The 22,171-nt window shown below is 72.4% G+C and carries 17 protein-coding genes; 5 read left to right on the plus strand and 12 right to left on the minus strand.

Annotation, left to right across the window (positions count from 1 at the left end; translation table 11 throughout):
* Window positions 1-35: 35 nt before the first annotated feature.
* The gene (locus AC5P1B_RS13410; RefSeq protein WP_493887205.1) at window positions 36-416 is read right to left on the minus strand and encodes a thiol-disulfide oxidoreductase DCC family protein; all 381 of its coding nucleotides are present in this window, start codon (window positions 414-416) and stop codon (window positions 36-38) included.
* Between the two features lie 276 nt (window positions 417-692).
* Here AC5P1B_RS13410 and AC5P1B_RS13415 point away from each other — a divergent pair, with 276 nt between their 5' ends.
* The gene (locus tag AC5P1B_RS13415; RefSeq protein ID WP_493887207.1) at window positions 693-2,174 is read left to right on the plus strand and encodes an FG-GAP-like repeat-containing protein; all 1,482 of its coding nucleotides are present in this window, start codon (window positions 693-695) and stop codon (window positions 2,172-2,174) included.
* 87 nt (window positions 2,175-2,261) lie between these two features.
* Here the strand turns inward: AC5P1B_RS13415 and AC5P1B_RS13420 are convergent, their stop codons facing one another.
* Window positions 2,262-2,540 carry a DUF6233 domain-containing protein gene (locus AC5P1B_RS13420; protein WP_493887208.1) on the minus strand — a complete coding sequence of 93 codons (279 nt, stop codon included), beginning with the start codon at window positions 2,538-2,540 and terminating at the stop codon, window positions 2,262-2,264.
* Between the two features lie 661 nt (window positions 2,541-3,201).
* On the opposite strand from AC5P1B_RS13420, the gene AC5P1B_RS13425 reads away from it, so the two are divergent.
* Together AC5P1B_RS13425 and AC5P1B_RS13430 are read left to right on the plus strand one after the other, a co-directional pair.
* Window positions 3,202-3,615, plus strand: coding sequence for a hypothetical protein (locus AC5P1B_RS13425; protein ID WP_493887209.1), 414 nt, complete (start codon window positions 3,202-3,204; stop codon window positions 3,613-3,615).
* Window positions 3,616-4,119: 504 nt separating this feature from the next.
* Window positions 4,120-4,881, plus strand: a complete 762-nt coding sequence (locus AC5P1B_RS13430; RefSeq protein WP_493887210.1) for an SDR family NAD(P)-dependent oxidoreductase — start codon at window positions 4,120-4,122, stop codon at window positions 4,879-4,881.
* A gap of 65 nt (window positions 4,882-4,946) precedes the next feature.
* Here the strand turns inward: AC5P1B_RS13430 and AC5P1B_RS13435 are convergent, their stop codons facing one another.
* Window positions 4,947-5,447: an NUDIX hydrolase gene (locus AC5P1B_RS13435; protein ID WP_493887211.1), complete on the minus strand. Its 501-nt coding sequence runs from the start codon at window positions 5,445-5,447 to the stop codon at window positions 4,947-4,949.
* Between the two features lie 276 nt (window positions 5,448-5,723).
* Here AC5P1B_RS13435 and AC5P1B_RS13440 point away from each other — a divergent pair, with 276 nt between their 5' ends.
* Entirely contained in the window at window positions 5,724-6,239 is a 516-nt protein-coding gene (locus AC5P1B_RS13440) for a GNAT family N-acetyltransferase (protein WP_493887212.1), read from the plus strand.
* A gap of 215 nt (window positions 6,240-6,454) precedes the next feature.
* Here AC5P1B_RS13440 and AC5P1B_RS13445 read toward each other — a convergent pair whose 3' ends face one another.
* The 5 genes from AC5P1B_RS13445 to AC5P1B_RS13465 form a co-directional block, all read right to left on the minus strand.
* Window positions 6,455-7,276 (minus strand): M23 family metallopeptidase, encoded by an 822-nt coding sequence (locus tag AC5P1B_RS13445; RefSeq protein ID WP_493887213.1) that lies wholly within the window; start codon window positions 7,274-7,276, stop codon window positions 6,455-6,457.
* Window positions 7,277-7,570: 294 nt separating this feature from the next.
* On the minus strand, window positions 7,571-9,538 hold the full coding sequence (locus tag AC5P1B_RS13450) for a protein-arginine deiminase domain-containing protein (RefSeq protein WP_493887214.1): 1,968 nt from the start codon (window positions 9,536-9,538) through the stop codon (window positions 7,571-7,573).
* A gap of 348 nt (window positions 9,539-9,886) precedes the next feature.
* Window positions 9,887-11,152, minus strand: a complete 1,266-nt coding sequence (locus AC5P1B_RS13455; RefSeq protein WP_493887215.1) for a nucleotide sugar dehydrogenase — start codon at window positions 11,150-11,152, stop codon at window positions 9,887-9,889.
* A gap of 45 nt (window positions 11,153-11,197) precedes the next feature.
* Window positions 11,198-12,349, minus strand: a complete 1,152-nt coding sequence (locus AC5P1B_RS13460; protein WP_493887216.1) for a DegT/DnrJ/EryC1/StrS family aminotransferase — start codon at window positions 12,347-12,349, stop codon at window positions 11,198-11,200.
* The gene (locus tag AC5P1B_RS13465) at window positions 12,349-13,467 is read right to left on the minus strand and encodes a DegT/DnrJ/EryC1/StrS family aminotransferase (protein WP_493887217.1); all 1,119 of its coding nucleotides are present in this window, start codon (window positions 13,465-13,467) and stop codon (window positions 12,349-12,351) included. Before AC5P1B_RS13465 ends, AC5P1B_RS13460 begins: the two co-directional genes overlap by 1 nt.
* Window positions 13,468-14,196: 729 nt before the next feature.
* Here AC5P1B_RS13465 and AC5P1B_RS13470 point away from each other — a divergent pair.
* Entirely contained in the window at window positions 14,197-15,255 is a 1,059-nt protein-coding gene (locus AC5P1B_RS13470; protein ID WP_493887218.1) for a polyprenyl synthetase family protein, read from the plus strand.
* Window positions 15,256-15,465: 210 nt separating this feature from the next.
* Here AC5P1B_RS13470 and AC5P1B_RS13475 read toward each other — a convergent pair whose 3' ends face one another.
* The 4 genes from AC5P1B_RS13475 to AC5P1B_RS13490 form a co-directional block, all read right to left on the minus strand.
* Window positions 15,466-17,736, minus strand: coding sequence for an ATP-binding protein (locus tag AC5P1B_RS13475; protein WP_493887219.1), 2,271 nt, complete (start codon window positions 17,734-17,736; stop codon window positions 15,466-15,468).
* Between the two features lie 442 nt (window positions 17,737-18,178).
* A complete protein-coding gene (locus tag AC5P1B_RS13480; protein ID WP_493887220.1) occupies window positions 18,179-19,522 on the minus strand; it encodes a protoporphyrinogen/coproporphyrinogen oxidase in 1,344 nt (447 codons plus the stop codon).
* A gap of 28 nt (window positions 19,523-19,550) precedes the next feature.
* On the minus strand, window positions 19,551-21,158 hold the full coding sequence (locus AC5P1B_RS13485) for a class I adenylate-forming enzyme family protein (RefSeq protein WP_493887221.1): 1,608 nt from the start codon (window positions 21,156-21,158) through the stop codon (window positions 19,551-19,553).
* A gap of 10 nt (window positions 21,159-21,168) precedes the next feature.
* Complete coding sequence (locus AC5P1B_RS13490; protein ID WP_493887222.1) at window positions 21,169-22,161, minus strand: UbiA family prenyltransferase; 993 nt, start codon at window positions 22,159-22,161, stop codon at window positions 21,169-21,171.
* Window positions 22,162-22,171 lie beyond the last annotated feature (10 nt).

Raw genomic sequence — 22,171 nt, forward strand, 5'->3', positions numbered from 1 at the left:
AGGGGCTCCCCCCAGCATGACCGGCCGGACACAGCCTAGCCGCGGCGGGCCGGTACCGCGCAGGCCGCCGTGCCGCCCGGCATCCGCTGCCGGTTGTCGGCCACGAGCCGGTAGACCCCGTGGCCGAGCCAGCGCAGCGGCGGGAGGCTGAGGAGCGCGCCGAGCGGCGCCCAGCCGCGCCCCGCGCGCAGCAGCAGCTTGGCGACCGCCCGTACCCCGCCGTAGACGCGACCGGTCGGCGTGATCCACAACAGCTCGTGCTCCGCCCTGGCCCGCGTGGTGCCCAGTGTGTCGAGGTCGGCGAACTGCCACGCGGTCACCTCGCAACGAGGTCGGATTCGGCGCTCGACGAAGATAACCGCGCTCGTGCAAAAGGCGCAGTCTCCGTCATAGACCAGTACAGGTTGGGTCCGCATGCCTCCATCATGCCCGCTCCCCTCTCCGGGCCCCCGGGGCGGGGGCCCGGCCCGGTAAGTGGCTGGAACTGACCGTTCTGATGACTGTTCCGGCAGGCAGGCATGGGCGGTAGGAGCACCCGGCTGGGGAAAGAGCGCGTGCCCGTACAACCCCGTACGCACGGCGGTGGTCCTTCTTTACGTGATCACTGCTGGAACCGCGCCCCATGCTGAGGCCAACACTGGCTGAACGACCGGTGGTTGACCACGCGCCCCACCAACCAACGGAGGATCTTCGTGCACAAACGCTCACTGGCGCTGGCAGCCGCCGTCGCCGCGGCCGCCGCCGCCACAGCCCTGACCGTTCCCACCGCGCACGCTGCACCCCGGGCCCCGGCCCAGCCCTACGACCTCAACGGTGACGGACACGGGGACCTGGTCGTCGGCGTGCCGGGCGGCACCGTGGGCGGGCAGGCGGGCGCGGGCCATCTCGCCGTCATACCCGGCTCCGCCACGGGACCGGCGACCGCGAAGCGGTGGACGGTCAGCCAGGCCACCGCCGGGGTGCCCGGCTCCCCGGAACGGTACGACGAGTTCGGCGCCCGGCACGCCAGCGGCGACCTCAACCGGGACGGTTACGCGGACCTGGTCGTCGCCACTCCCGGCGAGGACAGCACGGCCGAGGACATGGGCCGGGTCACCATTCTGTGGGGCGGCGCTTCGGGGAGCACCGGCGCGACCGACCTGCCCGGTGAAGGCGCCTACGGCGGGGCGGGCGGCCACGGCCTCGCCGTGGCCGACATCGACGGCGACGGCGACCTGGACATCGTCACGGCCAACGACGGGGAGGAGGCGGACACCCTCTCGCTGGCCCGCGGACCGTTCGCGCCCGGCACCACGCCCGGGCCGCTGACCCGGGTCGCCGACTCCGGCATCAGCCACTTCTCCAATGTCGCCGGACTGGCCGTCGGTGACTTCGACGGCGACGGCCGCGCCGACGTGGCGGCCCCGTGGTTCGGGCAGGAAGGGAACGGCACAGCGTTGCTGCGGGGCACCGCCGACGGCCTGGTGCGGGAGACCGGCTGGTACCGGGAGACCGGCGGACACTCCACGGCAGCCGGTGACTTCGACCACGACGGCTACACCGACCTCGCGATGGGCAACGCGATCAGCGTCGGTCCCGATGACGACGACTGGAAGCCGAAGTACCCGATCCAGCACGGCGTCGGCGGCACCGTCCGCGTGCTGTACGGGGGCCCGCAGGGACCCGCGGGGAGCCGGGCGCCCGCGGACTTCAGCCAGGAGACCCCGGGTGTGCCCGGCAGCGGCGCCGGAGCGTCCGAGCTCAACGACGACTTCGGCGACGCGGTCTCGGCGGCCGACGCCGACGCCGACGGCTATGCGGATCTCGCCGTCGGCGCCCCCGGGGAAGCCATCAACGCCGCCAACGACGCGGGCAGTGCCACATTGCTGCACGGCTCTCGCACCGGCGTCACCGCCGACGGCTCACGGGCGGTCAACCAGGGGACGCCCGGCGTGCCCGGTGGCAACGAGACGAAGGACGCCTTCGGCGCGAAGGTGGTGCTGCGCGATGCCAACGGCGACGGCGTGGCGGAACTGCACGTCGCGGCGACCGGCGAGGACGAGCGCGACGGCCGGGTCTGGTCGCTGAGCGGCGTCACCGGCGACGGCGCTGTCAGCGGAACCGGCTTCGGCGCCGCGAGCCTGAACCTCCCGGCCCCCACCAGCGGCCTGGAGTTCGGGCGCGGCCTGGGCTGACCCACGCCCGGCTGAGCAGGGCGGGCTTCCCCGTCGGCGGCACAGCCGCCGGTGCGGGAGGCCCGCCCTGCTCGGGTGTCGGGGTGGTCAGGGGCCGGCCGGTTCCTGCGCGGAGGTCCCGGCTTCCGCCAGCCGGTCGCCACCCGGGGCGTTCAGCGTCGTCTGCGGCCGGCACGCTCGGCACGCCACCGTGCCCGGTGTGCCGAGCAACGCGTGGGCGGCCTCGGTCGTCACCAGGTCGGAGCCCTCCCGGGCGACCGGGCAGTCGTCCCGGTGCAGGACGAGCGCGACCACTCCGGCCGCGTCCGGCACCGGGTCATCGTGGACCCGCCACCACCCGGCGCCGCGATCCGGTTCGACGTCCATCCTGGTGTGCCCTTCTCCGTCAGGTCGCCCCCGCACTGCCGGCGCGTGATGCCGATGCTTGCGCCTGCCGGAGAACCGATCAAGTACTGACAAAAAAGTGGGTGTTTACCAGCGGGCCGAAACCCCTGGCTGGCCGTCCGCATGGGCACGTGTGCGCGTAACTGGGCGACAGCGTAGGCCAGTCCACTGAGGGGCGTCACCTGGACGGCGGCTGCGGCGGCTGCGGGTCGGCTTCGAGGCGCGTTCCCCGCACCGCGGGAGGCTCGGCGACCAGCGACCACCCTCCCCGGACAGGTCCGGCTATCCCGGGCGCCGTCGCGTGCGCTGACAGGAAGCAGGCGAGGGGCGGGGGATGGAAGCGGACAGAGGGCGATTCATCGGAGGAAAGGGCTCCAGGGCGCCGGGGAGGCCCGGAGTGGCTGCGGGGAAGTGCTCAACTCCCCGGCGAGATACGGCGCAGGAGCCATGGCCCCCGTCGACTTGGGGCGTGACGGCCGACCATCTTGTGATGATCGGTATGCCCTAGGCAGGTCGGGCTGCTCAACGCAACCCGAATTGGCCCATTAGGGGGTATTTGGTGCCGAATGTGCCTGTAGGGGCGTTAAGTGGGGCAGGTCCTAGCCGTCCACGACTAGGACCACAGGAACAGAAAAGAGTGAACATGCGCATCCGTACTGCTCTCGCCGCTACCGCCCTCGCCGCTGCCACCGTGCTGGGCGGCGCCGGCACCGCGCTCGCGTCCGGCCCTGGCCACGGCCACGGCCACGGCCACGGCCACCACAACGGGTGGGAGGCCTCGTTCACCGGGCTCAACGTCGGCGGCCCCCACGGTGTCACCGGGGGCTCCGGCTCGTGTGGCTACGACAACGACCCTGCCGACTACGAGAACGACCGCCACGACGGCGACTCGGAGACCTCGTTCACCGGGTTCAACGTCGGCGGCCCCTACGGCGTCACCGAGGGCGCCGGCTCCATCGAGCGCCGTCACGGCCACGGCCACGGCCACGGTCATGGCCACGGCCACCACAACGGCTGCGACGACGGCTTCGGCTTCGGCCACGACGGCTGGCGCTGACGCACCTCCTGCGGCCCCGCCTCCTCTCGCCCGGAGGCGGGGCCGCGCCTGTTCGCCACGGCCTGGTGGACTGGGCCGCCGCGAGCGCCCTTGGCGACAGCCCCGATAGCCGGGCCGCGAACCGGTCCAACCTCAGCCCGCCGCCTACCAGGGGGCGATCACGACCGCGCGGCCCGTCGGCCCCCGCGAGCCCGGTCTCCTGCTCAACTACCGCTCAACTACGGTTGAACCGCTGCTGATCTGCTGCTGAGCTCCCCCCTGCGAGCCGTGCGCCGTCGGGGTGCCGGTTGCCCGGGCAGAAATACCTCCGATGTCTTCTTGTGTGGGCGTGGGCTGGTCCGTAGAGTCCGGATCGCTGTGAAGCATCGCCGGATCTCTTCGCTGATCGCTGTCGTGCCTGCTGCCTGCTGCCTCAGCGTGTGCCCGCCAGGCTCCGGTTGGCACCGGCGCCGGGACCCGGACGGCTTCCCGACGGAAGAACCCGGCTCGGCGAGAGGCGACAGCATGACGGACTTCGAGGGACTCACCGCCGTCGTCACCGGGGGCGGCTCCGGCATCGGGCTGGCAACGGCACGGCTCCTGAATGCGCGTGGCGCGCGCGTGGCGGTCCTCGACCTCGCCCCGGAGGCTGCCGAGAAGCCGTTGCACGGTATACGGGCGGACGTCGCCGACGACGGGGAGGTCCGGGCGGCCATCACGGAAGCGGGCGAAGAACTGGGCGGTGGCCGCATCGACGTCCTGGTGAACAACGCGGGCATCGGAGCTGCGGGGACCGTCGAGGACAACATGGACGAGGAATGGCTCAGGGTGCTCGACGTCAACGTCCTGGGCATGGCCCGTGTCTCACGCGCCGCCCTGCCCTATCTGCGGCGTTCACCGCATCCCGCCATCGTCAACATGTGCTCGATCGCGGCCACGGCGGGGCTGCCCCAGCGGGCCCTGTACGCGGCGAGTAAGGGAGCCGTCCTGTCCCTGACGCTCGCGATGGCCGCTGACCACGTGCGTGAGGGCATCCGCGTCAACTGCGTCAACCCCGGCACCGCGGACACCCCGTGGGTGGCGCGGCTGCTGGACGCCGCGGATGATCCGGCGGCCGAACGCCGCGCCCTGATGGCCCGGCAGCCCACGGGGCGGCTGGTCAGCGCCGAGGACGTGGCGGCCGCTGTGGCCTATCTGGCGAGTCCGGCGGCCGGTTCGGTCACCGGCACCTCGCTCGCCGTCGACGGCGGCATGGCCGGGCTCCGGCTGCGCCCGTCCACCGACTGACCGCTCGCTCCCGCACCTGGCCGGAGGGCGACCCCACTCCCAGGTCGGCGGGGACAGTGACTCCCTCAGACCGCGGGCGAGCCCTCGTTCGGGACGAAGCCGAGATCGACGGGGTCGGGGGCGACCTGCGGCGCGCCGTACAGCGGTGCCAGCAGGACGGGGAGGGCCGGCGGCCACAGCGCGTCGGGGGAGGCGGCGAGTTCGGCCGGAGACCACCACCGCCAGCGCGAGATCCGGTCGGCGGCGTGCGCGGCGGCCACATCCCCGGCCGGTTCGCGCCGCGGGCCCCGGGAGAGGTAGATGTGCTCGAACTGGCGCACGGGGACCCCGGCCCGGGTGAAGTCGTGCTCCCAGGTGCACAGCAGGTCTCCCGGCCGGACGTCGGTCCAGCCGGTCTCTTCCAGTGTTTCGCGTACCGCCGCTTCGCGCGGGTTCTCGCCGGGCTCACAACCGCCGCCTGGCATGGCCCAGTGGACACCGACCTCCTCGTTCTCGTAACGGAAGAGGAAGACCGCGTCGTCGGGGTCGAGTATCGCGATGCGTGCCGCACGCCTGGTAGTTCGCATCGTGTCAGGTTAGCGGGCTCCCCGCCGGGGGCGGTGGGGCCCTGGCCTGCGGCGGTGGGCGTCCGCGCGGTGCGCTGCGGAGGCTGATGGGTGATCATGGGCGGGTCGCGGGACGGCCGTGGCTCACGTACGGGGAGGAACCAGCGGTGCTGCTGAAGGCGGGCTTTCCACGCGAGGAGGGGCCGGGCCTGAGGTCCCACGGGCGGGCAGCCGCCGCCCGGCGGGAGCCGGCGGCGTGTGCTTCACGCGTCCCTTGTGGCGGGCGGGGGTGGCGGCATGAGCGGGTCCGAGCCTGAGCGGGTCGTGGCCGACTGCCTCGATCTGGTGCCGCTCCGGGTGGAGCACGCCGCCCCGATGGCGTCGGTGCTCGCCGACCCGGGGCTGCACGCCTTCACCGGCGGCTCCCCGCACACTCCTGAGGCGCTGCGGGCCCGCTATGAGCGGCTGGTCGCCGGTTCGCCCGACCCGGCTGTCCGCTGGTGGAACTGGGTCATTCGGCTCCACGCCGATGACTGCCTGGTGGGCACCGTCCAGGCCACCGTCAGCGCCGCCGCCGGGGGCACCGTAGCCGAGGTCTCCTGGGTGGTGGGCACCCCCTGGCAGGGCCGGGGTCTGGCGACGGAAGCCGCGCGGGCCCTGGTCGGCTGGCTCATGCCCGACCACGCCCAGCGCGTGATCGCGCACATCCACCCGGATCACCTGGCGTCGGCCGCCGTCGCGTCCGCCGCGGGGCTCGCACCGACCGGCCAGTGGCAGGACGGCGAAGTGCGGTGGACCCGGCCGCCCGGCTGATCACAGGGCTGACGCTGCCTTGCGGCTCGCGGCTCGCGGCTTGCTGAGGCGTGTGGCAGAGCGATCGTACAAGCGTACAAGTGGGACGTGACGCGGCATCAACTGCTGCTGGGACGACCGGCCACGCGCGCGACCGGCGGAAGCCCGCCGGTCCCGCGCACCGCGGCGGGCTCCCGGCTACGCGCGGAGATTCGGGACAGGGCGGTCTGCCGGGATCAGCAGACAGGGACGCCGGGCAACTGGGCCGCCGGGTGGTCGATGTAGATGTTGGAGATGAAGCCGCCCTGGTCGCGGAGCTTGCTCCACCAGTTGTTGGTGTGGCCCTCGGCGGTGACGGTGCTGCCCTGCTTCTGGCAGATCACCGTGACGTTGGTCGGCCCGGGGAGGACCCCCACGACCGGTGAGGTGAGGTAGGCGTCGGACCTGACCCGGATGTCCGAGCCCCAGGTGCGGAAGTTGCCGCCGCCACCGCAGCCGTTGTCGCTGGTCAGGTAGGACTGGTGGTACTGGGAGGGATAGGGCAGCCCCGACCCGTTGATGACGATGTTCTGACCCGCGCCGTTGAGCAGCTGCTCGTAGTGGATGTGCGCGCCGGAGGAGTTGCCGCTGCTGCCGGTGGCACCGATCCGCTGCCCCTGGGCCACCGACGCGCGGCTGGGCACCGCGTACGAGGCGAGGTGGAAGTAGTACGTCTTCCAGCCGCCACCGTGGTCGATGACGATGTAGTTCCCCGCGCCACCGGGCTGGGACATCCGCGTGGCCGTTCCGGCGGCGGAGGCGAGCACGGGGGTTCCGGCGGTCGAGCCTCCGTCGGCGCGTACGAAGTCGAGGGCGCGGCGCACCTCGGCGGAGTGGTGGCTGAAGGTCCACTTTTGGCCGCAGGGGAAGGGCGCCTTGAAGTTCGGGCCCGCGAGCCGGGAGCCTTCGCCGGGCTGGGGCTGGGGCTGGGCCTGGGCTGGAGCGCTGGTGAGTCCGGCTATCGCGAGAAGGGCGGTGGCCAGGGTGACCAGGAGGGAGGGCATGCGTCTGTGGCGCATCGGGCTACTCCTTTGAGGGGACCGTGGAAGCAGAGCGATCAGCACGCACGGTGCCGGGCAGGCCGTGCCCCGGCATCGTCGATCACGTCTACCACCGGCCCCGTCGCGGTGACCACCCCTATGTTCTTGCCCCACCGCTCCGCGCCCGGGCCCGCACGGGGCCTCGTCTCCGCCGCCCACCACGTGTTCAGCGGGCGACGCGTGGGGCGTCAGCGCGGCGTCGCCGGAGGTTCACGGGAGCGCGGAGGCTCCGGCTCCCGGCGGTGGCCGCCGGGAGCCGGAGCACTACCGCTGTCAGCCGCGGCCGCCGGAGCCCTTCCACCAGGGGGCGGAGATGTCCCTGAGGGTGTTGGTGCCGCAGTGCACCTCGCCCATCCCGAGGTGGTAGGTGTACCAGTCGTCGATGTACGCGACCTTCATGTCCGCCTTGGCGTAGGCGGCGTTGACGGCCTTGGTGAAGATGTCCTTGCCGCCGATGACCGGCCCCCACTGCTTCGGGGCGAGATAACGGTCCGGGCTCAGCACCACGCCGTTGACAGCGCCCGGTATGTACGCGCTGGTCATCGTGGTCTGGTGGGCATCAGCTCCGGTCTTGTCCGCTGCCCCTGAAGGCCGCGGCTTACGTGCCCCGTCCTCGCCCAGCGTCGCCTGCTGGCCGAACTCGCTGACAGCGTCGGGCGGAGTGACGGAGGAACCCATCCGCTGGAGCCTGGGCATGCGCCGGTTCTGGGCGCCTTCCTCGGTGCCCCGGGTGTACAGCGCGGGGACCCGGACGACCTCCGCGTCGGTGACGCCGGTCTCGCGCTGGAGGATCTTGAGGTTGGCGGCGATCCGCTGGGCGGCGAGTTCGTTGTCGGCGCGCAGGTGCTTCGACGCGAGCGCCTGCGCGATGGTCTCCTTCGGCGCGGGCGTGCCCTTCGCGTTGGGCACGGAGAACATCCGGGTCGAGCCGTGCCCGTCCCGCTTGGCGTCCCGCAGCAGCTTCAGTCCGGCCTTCGGGTCGGCCACGCCGATGCGCCAGCCGCGCGGGGTGTCGGCGGGCAGGAACTGCACGAACTCGTCGACGTGTCCCACATGCAGCCAGGACGTGTCGAGCAGCAGCGGGTCCTGAAGGCCCTGCGAGGACAGCAGGGTGCGCATCGCGGCCGCCGGCTTGGAGCCGCTGTCCACGCGCTGGCCCATGATCACGCGACCTGCCGGGTAGGACCGCCCCCCGTGCTCGTACGGGGGGATCGTCTCCATGTTCCCCGTGGAGTTCAGCGTCTCCTCCTCGGAGTCGCGGACCTTGGTGACCTGGACGACGCCCGTGTCACGGCCGCGCAGCTTCTCGAACAGCTCCCGGCCCGCCTCACGGGTGGGCTGGGCCGACCGCAGCATGACCCGCATGGCGTGCTGGCGCCCGCCGGACGCGGCCATGCTGACGTAACCCGGCTCGACGAAGTCCTGTGCCCAGGGGTCCTGGTACTTGGTGAAGGTGACCAGCGGCTTGCTGATGCCCGCCCGCCGCACCTCCGTTCCCAGATCCTTGACGAACTTCCGCTGCTGGCGGCCGTATTCACCGGCCCCGCTGATCTTGGTGACCAGGACCTGCTGCGCCTTCTGCAGATGGTGGTGAGTGAGGAGCGGGGCGACGCGTAGCGTGACGTCGTCGGACGCGCTCTTGCCGCCCGAGGTCACCGTCAGCCTGGCCACGGCGCGGCCGTCCCACACCTTGGTGTCCCGCACCACGTCCCTGCCCTCGATGCCCAGTTCCACCCCGCCGCGCAGTTCGGCCGCTGTCAGCCGGGTCCTGGAAGTGACGGGCGTCCAGCCGCCGTCCGCGCGGTGCACGAACAGCCGGGCGTGCTTGGCGCCCGCCCCGGTCAGCCGTACGGTGCCGTGCGCGTCCCCGGCGAGGTCCTTGACCGGCACGGTCCGCAGCCGGGCCAGGTCGGCCGCGTCGGCAGTTCCGTTGACCTTGCCGTCAGTGGCGTCGTTGCACGCGGCCAGTCGCTTGTCGGGCAGTGGTTTGCCGCCGGGCCCCGTGGTGGGGCACCTGCGGGAGTCATCGTCGATATTGGGCAGGAAGACCGCTCCCCGCCGAGTGGACCAGGTGTTCTCCCCGGCGTTGTCCGTCGTGCCGGTCACATCGACCGTCCCGTCGCGGTTCACGTCCGCGCGGAGGTCAGCGCGTGGCTGCTCCGCCGCGAACGCGGGTGCCACGGGCACAACGGCCGCTCCCGCCAGCGTGAGGGCGAGGACAGTCCGTCCCGAAAGGCTCATACGCACAGTGCGCCTCTTCTCGTGTTCGGTTGCCGAGTGAGAAGAGGACGACCACGCGTGACAGGTTGAGAGCACAGAGCAAGTTGGCACCGCAGGAGGAGCGGGGGCACCGCATGGCGGGGGTGGCCCCTCAGCCTGTAGGGGGAGCCATCACATCGCAGAGCGGAACGAAACCGGACGTAACGGGGTGCCGGTGCAACGAGATAACGCGGTACCGATGCAACGAGGTAACGATGCAACGACGTAACGCGGCCACGCTCGCGCGGTGCGGCCTCCGTTGCCGCACCGCGCCCGCTCCGCGTACGGGAAACATGAGAGCGACGGCGGGCACGGTCAGAGTCGGAGGAGTCAGAGGATGTCCACCTTCTCGCTGGGCGCGAGCTTGCGGCGGCAGTCGAGTACGTACCTGGCGTGCTCGGGGATGATCCCGTAGTCGAACGCGTCGTGGTCCGTCAGCAGGATCACCGCGTCCGCCGCCCGCAGCTCATCGACGCCGAAGTCGACGCGGTGCACGGTGCTGTTGACGGTCACCGACTCCACGACATGCGGGTCGGCGGCGCGCACCTCAGCGCCCAGCCCGATGAGCAGCTCGGCGACCCGCAGCGCGGGCGACTCGCGGGCGTCGCCCGTGTTGGCCTTGTACGCGAGACCGAGCAGCAGCACCCGCGACCCGGCCAGCGGGCGGCGGCGGGCGTTGAAGGCCAGCAGCAGGCGCTGCACCACATGGTCGGGCATGTGGTTGTTGATGTGGTTGGCCAGCTCCACGAAGCGGAAGCGGCGGCCGAGCGTACGGTGCACACGCCACGACAGATACTCGGGGTCGACGGGCAGGCAGTGTCCGCCGACACCGGGCCCCGGGGTGAACCGCATGAAGCCGAACGGCTTGGACGAGGCGGCGTCCAGCGCCTCCCACACATCGATGCCCAGCTCGTGGGCGTACATCGCGATCTCGTTGACCAGGGCGATGTTCACATGCCGGAAGGTGTTCTCCACCAGCTTGGACAGCTCGGCGACCTCCGGGGTGCGCACGGGAACCGTCGTCTCGGTGACCGAGTCGTAGAACGCGCGCACCGCCGCCAGTGACGCCTCGTTGACGCCGGACACCACTTTCGGCGTATTGCCCAGATGCCATACGGCGTTGCCCGGGTCGATGCGCTCGGGGCTGTAGCCGAGGAAGAAGTCCTCACCCGCCACCAGCCCGGAGCCGTCCTCAAGCAGCGGCGCGACGAGTTCGCCCGTGGTGCCCGGATAGGTCGTCGACTCCAGGACGACGGTCACCCCCGGCCGCAGCCGCAGCGCGAGGGCGCGGGCGGCGTCCTCGACGTAACTCAGATTGGGCACGCCCTCCCGCAGCGGCGTCGGGACGGTGATGATGGCGACATCGAAGCCGTCCAGCTCGTCCACGTCGGCAGTCGGCAAATAACTGCCGCTGTCGAGCAGCGCGGCCAGCTCCTCGCTGGGCACGTCCTCGACGTACGACTCACCGGCGGCGAGCCGTTTGATGCGGTCGGTGTCGATGTCGTATCCGACGACGCTGTGCCCGGCCCGGGCTGCCCGTACGGCCAGGGGCAGGCCCACGTAGCCCTGCCCCAGTATCGCGATCTTGCTGCTCACGGATCGATCCTCCTGTGGACGGCGGTGTGTGCCGACGGGCGGCTGTCAGCCGAAGAAGGCGCAGACGGCGTCCGCGATGCGGTTCACCTGTGCCTGGGTCAGTTGCGGGTGGAGCGGGAGGGCGAGGTGCCGCGCGCTGGCCTGTTCGGCGCCCGGCCAGCCCGGGCCGTCCGTGGCATGAGGGGCGAACGCGGCCAGGTGGGGCAGGGGCACCGGGTAGTAGACCCGGGTGCCGATGCCGAGCGCGGCGAGATGACCGGCGAGCTCATCGCGGCGCTCGGCTTGCACCGCGTAGACGTAGTGGCAGCGGTCGCCCGCACCCGGCCGGGGTGCGAGGAGGCCGTGTTCACGCAAGGGGGCGAAGCGCTCGCTGTAGTGCGCGGCGGTCGCGGCGCGCCGGGCGACGCGCTCGTGCTGCGAGGCGAGCCGAGCCAGCTGGAACCCGGCCTGTATCTCGTCGAACCGGCTGTTGAGGCCGATCTCGTGATGCAGGAAGCGGTTCACGCCGTCCTGGCCGTGGTTGCGGAGCATCCGAACGGCCCGGGCGAGTTCGGGGTTGTCGCTCAGTACGACGGCACCCTCGCCCGGCATCCCGAACGGCTTCGCCGGGAAGAACGAATACAAGCCAACGTCACCCCAGGTGCCCGCGGGGCGCCCGTGCAGCATCGCGTCCTGCGCCACCGCCGCGTCCTCGATGACCGTCAACCGGTGCGCGGTGGCCAGTTCGGCCAGGGCCGGCATGTCGGCCAGCGCGGTGAAGGTGTGCGCGGGCACGATCGCCCGGCTGCGCGCGGTGACCCGGCGCGCGGCGTCGGCCACGTCGATGACCATGGTCTCCGGGTCGGTGTCGGCGAACACCGGCACGGCGCCCACGCCGAGGACAGCGGCCGCCAGTGGCTCGGCGCCGAACGCGGGCACGATCACCTCGTCGCCCGGACCGATGAGGGTCGCGCGCAGGGCGAGGGTGAGCGCCGCTGTGCCGCTGGCGCAGGCGATGACATCGCCCACCCCCGTGCGGCGGCGCAACCGCTTCTCCAGTTCGGCCGTGCGGCGGCCGAGGATGAACTTCTGCTCCGGGTCGGTCGCCACCTCCCGCACGGTGCGCAGCAGCAGCTCTCGGGCGCCGGGGTCGAGCAGCGGATGACAGTACGGCACGGGAGCCGTGCCGACCGCGGGCGTTGAGTCCAGGACACTCATCAGGCGGCACCTTCCGGGAAGAAGGAACGGATGGCGGCGCACACGTCATCGACCTGGCCGAGCGTCAGGTCCGGGTAGAGCGGCAGCGCGACGGTGTGCCGGGCCGCTTCCTCCGCGTGCGGGAAGTCGCCCTCCTGGTGACCGTGGCCGGCGAAGCAGGGCTGCTGATGGAGGGGGCGCGGGTAGTACGTCTCGGTGCCGATGCCGCGCGCGGCCAGATGGGCGACGAGGCCGTCCCGGTCGTCGGCCTCGATCAGATACACGTAGAAGACGGGGTCTACGGAGGCGCGCGGGCCCTGGACGACCACCGGCAGCCGCCGCACCCCGGGCACCCCGCTCAGCCGCCGCGTGTAGGCATCGGCGAGTTCGGCCCGGCGCTGGATGTCCGTGTCGAGCCGGGCCAGCTTGGCGAGCAGTACCGCGGACTGCACATCGTCCATCTTGCCGTTGGTTCCGACGAGTTCGCCCTGCCGGGCGACCTCGGCCGTGGCGTCGCCCTTGGCGGGCGGCGGTGGCGGCGCGGTGCGCCCGTGGTCCCGCAGCGCGCGGACACGGGCCCCCAGCTCGTCATCGGAGGTGAGGACCATGCCCGCGTCCCCGAGCGCCCCCAGCGTCTTGGTCGGGAAGAACGACAGCACGCCGCCCGCGCCGACGAGACCGGTGTGGACGCCGTTGAAGCGCATGCCGATGCCCTCGGCGCTGTCCTCCAGTACCAGCACGTCGTGCCGGGCGGCGATGTCCAGCACCTCGGCCATGTCCGCGGGCTGGCAGAACAGATGCACCGGCATGACGGCCTTGGTGCGCGGCGTGATCGCCTTCTCCAGCGACGCCGGGTCGACGCCGTAGGTGACGGGGTCGATGTCGGCGAAGACGGGGCGCGCCCCGGTCAGCGCCACGGAGGTCGCCGACGCGGCGAAGGTGAACGCCGGGACCACGACCTCGTCGCCGGGCCCGATGCCCGCCGCGCGGAGCAGCAGGACGAGGGCGTCGGTGCCGTTGCTCACCGCGATGGCGTGCCGGGCACCGGTGTAGGCACGCAGCGAAGCCTCGAATTCCGCGGTCTTGGGTCCGTTCGAGTAGACCCCCGAGTCCAGGACCTCCTCGACATGACGACTCACGGATGGCCACAGCTGCTCGAACGAGGCTGCTTGGGTGAAGAACGGGACTCCGGCTGGTGCCACAGCCCCGGGGCTGTCGGGAATGCTTTCCGTCACTCTCCTGCCCATGTCTCTCCATTCGTAGTACCCGATGTCGAAAGTAGGCGGAGCAGGCGGTACGCGGGGATAGCAATCGGCAGGCAATGACATGACAGATTCGGTTCTCCACATGACATGGCGGGGCAGAGTCCTGCGGTTTCCCAGAACGCTCATTTGTTGTCGGCCAGGCCGCCTTGACCGGGCCGTTGGCGACGACTGATGGTGGACAACGATTCCGGCAGCCATCCGAGGGAGCATTCCGAAAATGGCCAGGCGAAGAGGGCCTGTCTTTTACCGGGCCACGGGTCAGCACAGCGGCGTGCGACGGGTTACCGGCATGGGCAAAAGCGCCAAGGGCAGTCGGCGGCCCGCGTCCGGGTGGATCACGGAAGCCCATTCGTCAAATGCGTCGGCGGCGCGTAAAAAGGCGTGGAGCTGTCTTCGCTGATTCCCAGAAGACCGCCGGGAATTGACGGCGCGGCCGAATGCGCGGCCACGCGTCGGCCCAACGGGGTCGCCGGCCTGGCATGAGGGCTTCGCGGGCGGCGCCACCGGAGCGCGATGGCCGCCATCCCCGCGTCGCGATCGGCGGGCGCCCGCGCCATGCCGCCGCCCGGCCATGCCGGTGACCGCAGAGAGGAACCGCAATCCATGACCATGTCACCGCTCGCGCCCGTGGCCACCGGCCGCGCCGCGCGGTCAAGGGCCGACATCCTCAGCCGCACGGAAGCCCGCCTGGATGCCCTGCTCACCGCGGAACGCGGGCTGTGGGAGGGCGTTGACGCGCGGGCGGCCGCCCCCGTCGACAGCGTCGGCCGACTGGTGCGGGCGGGCGGCAAACGGCTGCGTCCCGCCTTCTGCGCCGCGGGGTTCCTCGCGGCTGGGGGAGACCCGGCGAACCCGTACGTGGTGGAGGCGGCCGCCGCCATCGAGCTGCTGCACGCCTTCGCCCTCCTCCACGACGACGTCATGGACGGCTCCGCACTGCGCCGGGGCCGACTCACCGCCCACGCGCGCGCCGCAGAGGAGCATCGTGCGCGCGGCTGGCGGGGCGAGGCGCGCCGATTCGGCGAGGGCGTCGCCGTGCTCGCCGGAGACCTCGCGTTCTCCTACGCGGCCAGGCTCGCCCAGGAACTGCCCAGCGAGGCCCGCCGCGTGTGGGGCGACCTGATCACCGAGATGATCGCGGGCCAGCACCTGGATGTGGCGGTCGCCGCCGAGGCGGTCGCCGACCCCCGGCTGGCGGAGTACATCGCCAACGCCAAGTCCGGCCGCTACAGCATCCGCCGCCCGCTGGAGCTGGGCGCCGCCATCGCCGGGAACACCGGCCTGGCCGGGACGTTCGAGGCGTACGGTACGGCGCTCGGCGAGGCGTTCCAGCTGCGTGACGACCTCATCGACGCCTTCGGCGACGCGGAGGTGGCGGGCAAGCCGGTGGGCGCCGACGCCGGGAACCACAAGATGACGCTGCTGATGAGCCTTGCCGTGCAGCGCAGCGAACGCGTACGTGACCTGGTCTCCGGCGGCAGCTGGGACGAGGCCGTGCTGAGCGAGGAACTGGCGGCGGCCGACGTGAGGGCGGAGGTGGAGCGCCGCATCGACACCCTCGTGGACCAGGCACGCGAGGCGCTGGCGGCGGCGCCGGTCGCCCAGGAGTGGCGGGACGAACTGGCGGCGCTGGCAGCGGCCGTGGCGTACCGGGACGCGTAGCCGCGACGCGTACGCGGACGCCTCACACACCTCACGGGTCTCACGCCACCGAGAGCTGTCACCGGGTACGCGGTCGGCCAGGCGGCGGAGCGCCGCCGCAGCGCCACCGCGCGGCACACGCCCCGTGGCACCGCCGCACGCCGGAGGCGGCGCCGTGCGACCGCGGCGCCGCCCCGTGGACTCTGACCGGCCCTCTGTCCGGCCGGCCGGTCACACCACGCGCGGCAGCCCCGGGGCGGCGAGTTCGCCATCGGCCGTCGCCCGGGCGCTGAGCACCCGGTTGGCGACCTGCACCCGCGAGCTGCAGTCGAGTTTCCGCATCACCTTGCGCAGGATGTTCACCGCCGTCCACTCGGCGGTGCCGAGCCGCCGTGCGACCTCGCGGTTGGTCAGGCCCTCGGCGACCAGCGCCGCCACCTCCTGCTCGCGGCGCGTGAGCGTGTCCGCCGCCGGGGGCGCCTGCGGGGCGGCGGGGGCGGGCGCGAGCGGCGCGACGGCCAGCGTCGCCGCGTCGTGCGCGGTCAGCAGCGCACCGGACGCCGTGTGCTCCTCGAAGGCGGCGTCGCCCAGCCGCTTCCCGGCCTGGGTGAGCAGGCTCTGCCGGGTGGCGGGCGGCAGCCGTAGCGGAAGCCCGCCCGTGCCCTCCTCGAAGGCCCTGGCCGCCGCGAGCAGCCGGGCCGCCCGCTCCCAAGCTCCCGTGGTCCGGCCGTGCCTGCGCACCAGCAGGTCGGCGACCACCTGGAGCGCCGAAGCCAGCGCGGGCAGATCACCCAGCTCATGCAGGAACAACAGCGCCTGCCTGGCGACCCGTTCGGCGCCGACCGGCACCTCACCGTCCACCTGGATGCCCGCCAGCAGCAGCTTGCCCAGTGCCGCGCGGCGCGCGTCACCGAGGTCGTCGAACCGGCGCACGGACTCCTGCCCGTGCTGCGCCGCGACCGCCGCCTCGCCCAGGTCCCGGCAGACCTCGGCGAGCCTGCCCGTCGCCGAGGCCCGGCCGTGGTCGTCGCCCAGCCGCCGGTAGTCCGTGATGGCCTCTTCCAGCAGCGACCTGGCGCCGGTGAGATCGCCCTCCGCGTGCGCGAGGCGCGCCAGCAGCTCGGTGACCCGCGCGACGCCCGCCTGGTCACCCTCGCTCTCGTACCCGCTCAGTGCCGTCCGCAGCTCCTCCCGCGCCTGGCCGTGCCGCCCGTCCAGCAACTGCGCCTCGGCCAGCGCCGCCCGCAGCCCCGCGCGAACCCGGCCGGACGCGGCACCCGCCGTCCCCGCCGCCGCCAGCCGGGCCGCCGCCTCGCGGGACTCGCCGCGGATCAGCCAGTACGGCAGGGCCGCCGTGGCCAGCTCACCCGCCGCGTCACCGTCGCCGGTGCCGATCAGGTGGGTGAGGGCCGCCAGGGTGTCCTGGTGGGCGTGGCCGAGCCGGTGGAGGGCGGCCGCCTGACCGGGGTCGGTGAGCTGGGGAAGCGTCGCGTGCGCCTGGCGCAGCACGTACGCGGCGTGCCGGTCCCTGATGCGGCGCAGGTCGTCCTCGTCGGCCAGTTGCTCCAGCGCGTACGCCCGCGCGGGGCGCAGCATGCGGAACCGGATGCTGCCGTCGGGCTGTTCCTGCGGGAGCAGCAGGCTGCGGTCGACGAACTCCTCCAGGGCGGACCGGGCGTCGTGGACGGACAGCCCGAGTACCTCGCCCGCCTCGGGACCGTCGAAGGCCGAGGCGAACACAGCGAGCCGCTTCAGCAGCTGCCGGCGGGCGGGGGTGAGCGCGGTCCAGCTGTGCTCGATGGCGTCGTACACGCTCAGGTGCCGGGACATGGTGTCCGCCGCCGTACCGCGCAACACGCCGTAGGAGCGGTCGAGTTCGCCGAGGAGCGCCAGGGGCGAGGAGACCTTCAGCCGCGCGGCGGCCAGTTCGAGCGCGAGCGGCAGCCCGTCGAGGCGGCCGCACAGCTGGGCGACGGCGTCCCGGTTCTCCTCGGTCAGCTTGAAGCCGGGCCGCACCGCGCGGGTGCGCTGCACCAGCAGCCGCACCGAGGTCACCTCGGCGACCGGGCCTGCGGCGCGGGCCGCTCCTGGCACGGCCAGCGGAGCGAGCTGGATGCGGCGCTCCCCGTAGACGCCGAGTACCTGGGTGGCGACCGTCAGGACGCACAACCTGGGCGCGGCGCCCGCGAGTTCGGCCACCAGGGCGGTGACGTCCTGAGGGGGTCGGGAGCCGCAGTCGAGGACGAGGAGGAAGTCGAGGTCGTTTCGGTCTTCGCGGACGCCGCTGAGCGCGGCCCGCACCGCTTCGGCCGGGCTCTGCCGCCCCAGAGCCTCAAGGTCCAGATAGCGGCCGCCGTCCCGGAAGGCGCCGACCACGTCGTCGGAGAGCGCGGTGGCCAGCCGGGTCTTGCCCACACCGGTCGGCCCGGTCAGCGTGAGTACCTGCGTGTCCCTGGCCAGCACCTGGACCCTCAACCGGGCCAGTTCGTCGTCCCGGCCCACGAGCGGAGAAAGGGGTCGGTGGCAGGAACCAGCCACAGCTGGTTCCGGAGTGAAACCATCCTGCTGCGTGTGAGTGCCTGCCTGCACCATGCGGCTCCTTCCGTTGGGCCCGCGGGGACTTCCACGCTGGTTCGTCAACGGTTTCAGGAGGTGGCAAAAGAACGGTCAAGGCACGTGAAACGCGCAGGTGAACGACTGCTCCCGCGACAGGCGCCGTTCGCCTGCCGTTCGCGTCGTGCTCAACTGGTCCACGCCAGTTGATGACCATGACCGAAGCCTTGAGCAGCATACACCGTGCTGTTCAGGGGCCTGCGGCGGGGGGTGCCCACCCGGACGCGCGGAGCCGGCGGCGGCCGCGGCGAGCGTGGTTCGCTCGCCGCGGCCGCCGACTGCCTTTACCGGCGGTAAAGGCAGGGGAGCGGCGCGGTCGCCCGCCGCCCCGTCAGTCCTCGCGCGAGAGCAGGCGTTCGGCCGCCAGCTCTCCCGACTGCACCGCGGCCTCGCTGGAGGGCCGCTGGTACACCCAGTCGCCCGCGTACTCCACCCGTCGCGCCGCGCGCCCGAGGAACGCGCTCTGCAAGCGCAGCGCCAGCGGCGACGCCTCGGGTGAGGCGTGCGGGAAGCGGTGCACGAACGCCTGGTACAGCGCGCCGCCGAGCCCCGGCGCGTACCGCTCCGCCCGCGGGATCAGGGACGCCGTGACCTCCTCATCCGGCTTGTCCATCAGCTCCCGCGTCGCCCGCTGCGAGGTGAGGATGCTGACCAGACCCCGGCCCCGCGGGGCCCGGTTGGCCGCCTTGGCGTGCTCGAATGTCACACCGCTGACATAGCCGTCCTCCACCTCGGGCACCAGCACCGCGTACACCGAGGGCGTGCCCCGGCGCTGCGGGGCGGTGAGCGGCCGGTCCACCAGACACGTGACACGCATCATCGGTGTGTACGAAGCGGCCCGCAGGAACGGCGACTCGTCCGCCGGGGCGGCGGGCCGCAGGCGCGCGGCGAGCGGGGCGGGCACGGCCAGTACGGCCTCCCGCGCGGTGACCACCTGTCCGTCGGCGAAGACCAGGCGCACCCCGGCGTCGGTGTCCTTGACCTCCGTCACCGCGTGCCCGGTGCGCACGTCGAGCCCCTCGGCGACCCTGCGGGCCAGCGAGTCCATTCCGTCCCGGTAGGTACGCCAACCGAGCAGGCCGCGGGTGGAGAGCATGGTGGAGACCAGCGGGCCCGCACACGAGCGGTGCGGGTCCCACGCCCAGGCCGTGGCGACCGCGGGCTGCAGCACGTAGTCGTACAGCTCCCGGTCGCGGCCCGCGGCCAGGCTCGCCACCGTCCGGGACCCCAGCGGGGTGCTGCCCGGGTGCCGGGTGTCGAACCCGGAGGCGGACTTGGCTATCTCGCCGACGAGCGAGCTGAGCGCCATCCGCCCGCCGAGCGAAAGCCCCGAGCCGGTGAGCGCCCCCACCCAGTGCCCCGTACCGGCGTGCGCGCGGCCGTCCCGCCACACCCCGGCGAGACTGGTCACCTTCTGCACCCCGCCGTCCCGGTCCAGGCCCACGGACTTGATGAGCCGCCAGGTCGCGTCGTAACCGGCCGACGCGAGCGTCTCGGTGCCCTCCTCCACGATCCAGCCGTCGACGCGACGGGCCTTCATCCGCCCGCCGACCGCCTGCTCGGCTTCGAAGACGACGGGGCGGCGGCCGGCCTCCCGCAACCTGTGGGCCGCGGTGAGCCCGGAGATCCCCGCACCCACGACGGCGATGTCCACATCGGCCAGGTCCTGCGCCATGCTGGTGTTTTCCCTTCCCTAGCCTGTCTCAGGTCCAGCGTCCGGTGCCGTACGCGGCGGCGTCGCCGAGCAGGCGCTCCCTCAGCTCCATGCGCCGTACCTTGCCGGTGCTGGTACGCGGGATCTCCTCCCACGCCAGCAGCCGCGGGTCAGCGAGGCGCGGCAGGTCGGCGGTCGCCCGCTGCCACGCGTCCTGGTCCCATGAGCCGTCCCGGGTGCACACCACCGGCAGCGGCAGCTGCCCCGGAACACCGATCACCGCGGCCTCGGTGAGCTGCGGCAGCCGGTCGGCGAGCACATCCTCGATCTCGATGCAGCTCATGCCGGGGATGACATCGACCTCGCGGTCCAGCAGCTTGAAGGCACCGGTCTTGCCGCGCACCGCCCAGTCGCCGGTGTTCCACCACTTGCCCTCGGCCTTGATGTGCCAGCGCTCCTCCTCGCCGAGGTAGCCGACGCAGCGCCCATGGGTCCGGGAGAGCACCACACCGGGCGTGCCGTCGGGCACCGGCCGCATCGTCTGCGGGTCGACGACCTTCATCCCGGTGAAACCGGGGATGGGACGGCCGACATCGCGGATGGTGGGATGGCGGTCGCCCTGGCTCTCCAGGTCGCGGCGGGCCAGCAGGCGGAACGTCATCGGCCCGGTCTCGGACTGGCCCCAGCCCTGCAGCCAGGTCGGGAAGCGCCGCTCACTCGCCCGCAGGAACTTGCGCACCGTCGGCGGGTGCATCGCGTCGAACGTGCTCACATACACCCGGACATCGGTGAAGACGTGGTTCGGCTTCTCCGTCAGCTCCTCCCACCCGATGTACGTGGAGGGCAGCGCCTCCAGGTAGTTGGGACGGTGCCGGCGGAACATCCGCTCGGCGGTCGCCGGGTCGGAGTCCGTGACGATCAGGGCGTCCTTCGGCTCCAGCCGCAGCGTGCCCGCACTCCACGTGATCATCCGCATGTGGTTGTACGCGATGGCCGTGGCCACCGTGTCCCGGTGCTTCATGCCGACGATGGGCCACGGCAGCGATTCGGTGCGGCTGAGGTGCCCCATGATCGTGTCTGCGGAGTGCACCACCAGCTTGGGCACACCCGTCGTACCCGACGTGTGCGTGGCGACCATCGGCTCGTACGAGGCGCCGATCACCGTGCCGGGCACCCGCGCCCCGCGCAGTTCGTCGACCGCCACCGCGCCGTCCGCGGGCCCGTCGATGGAGACGGTGCGCCCGGCGAAAGCGGCCAGGTCCACACCCGCCTTCGCGGCGTTCTCCAGGATCTGCCGCGTGCTGACGAGCACCCGGGCGTCAGCACGCTTGACGACGGTCTGGAGCGTGTCCGGCGGCAGCGAACCGGCGATGAGCACCGGAAGCGCGCCGATCCGCACGGCGGCCGCGGCCAGCAGCAGATAGTCCCAGTGGTTGTCCTTGGCGATGGCGACCCGGCCACCGGGCCGCGCCCCCGCCTCGTACAGCCACGCCGACGCCTCGGCCACGAGGTCGGCCAGCTGCTGCACGGTGTGCTCGCAGCCCAGCTCAGGGGCGATGTCGAACGGCCTGCTCAGATGGAAGCGGGTGCGCCGACCCCGTTCCGCGTGGCTTTCGAAGAGCGAACCCAAGCCGGACGGCCTGTTCTTGCCACTCATGACTCTCCCGTCAGTGAATGAGGTTGACCAGGATCAGGCAGGCGACGCCGGTCCGGAACGCCACCACCCCTCGCCTGCGTGCCAGCAGTGAGTCCCCGCCGCGTACGAAGGACACGTACTGGCGCACCCGCAGGGCCGTCAGCGGCAGCATCGCGAGCACGAACCACCACGGCGCCCAGCCGGCCGCCGCCGCCGTCGCGGCCAGAGCGACGTCCACGGCGCTGAGGGCGCCGATGAAACGCCGGTTGCCACGCTCGGAGGCCCGCACGGCGACCGTGCTGCGCCCGACAGCGGCGTCGCCGCTGATGTCCTTGGTGTTGGAATACGCGGAGACGAGGATCTGCCACAGCCCGAACAGCACGCCCTCGACGAGCACCAGCGCCGGCAGATCACCGGAGACGAACCCGTACGGCGCGATGACGATGGCCATCGGGCAGCCCGCGATGAGCAGTTCACCAAGCCCCTTGTAGCTGAGCTTCAGCCCCCACGAGTACTGCCAGCTGGACAGCAGCACGGCGGCGGTCACGACGAGCGCCCACACCGGCTGGTGCTCGGCGGTGACGGCCGAGACGGTCCAGAACAGCACACCCCAGGCCAGTGAGAGATACCCGAACCACCGCGCCTGCCGCAGCGTCAGCGCCCCGGTCAGCAGCGGCTTGCGCTGGACGGGGCGCAGCTCGGTGCCGTCCTCGCTCAGGTAGTTCGCCGCGTCACTGCCGTCGTTCAGCCCGTTGACGTCGTCGAAGGCCATGACAGCCGAGACGACGCCGATCTCTCCCAGCAGGAACAGACCGAGCGTCAGCAGGCTGTCCCCGGCGAACCGGGTGCTCGCGGCGAGCGCCGAGACGACCACCAGCACACTGAGGTAGTAGTCGAGGACGAACTCGAACTTGGCCAGGCGGGCGAAGGCCGACAGACGCGAGGCGAACCCCTGAGCCTGCGGGCCGGGGCCGGTCGGCGCGCCGTCCGCGCGCCGGGCCCCGGCTGCGGTGATCGCATTCATGTACGGCCCG

The sequence above is a fragment of the Streptomyces sp. A01 genome (genome assembly GCF_059026195.1).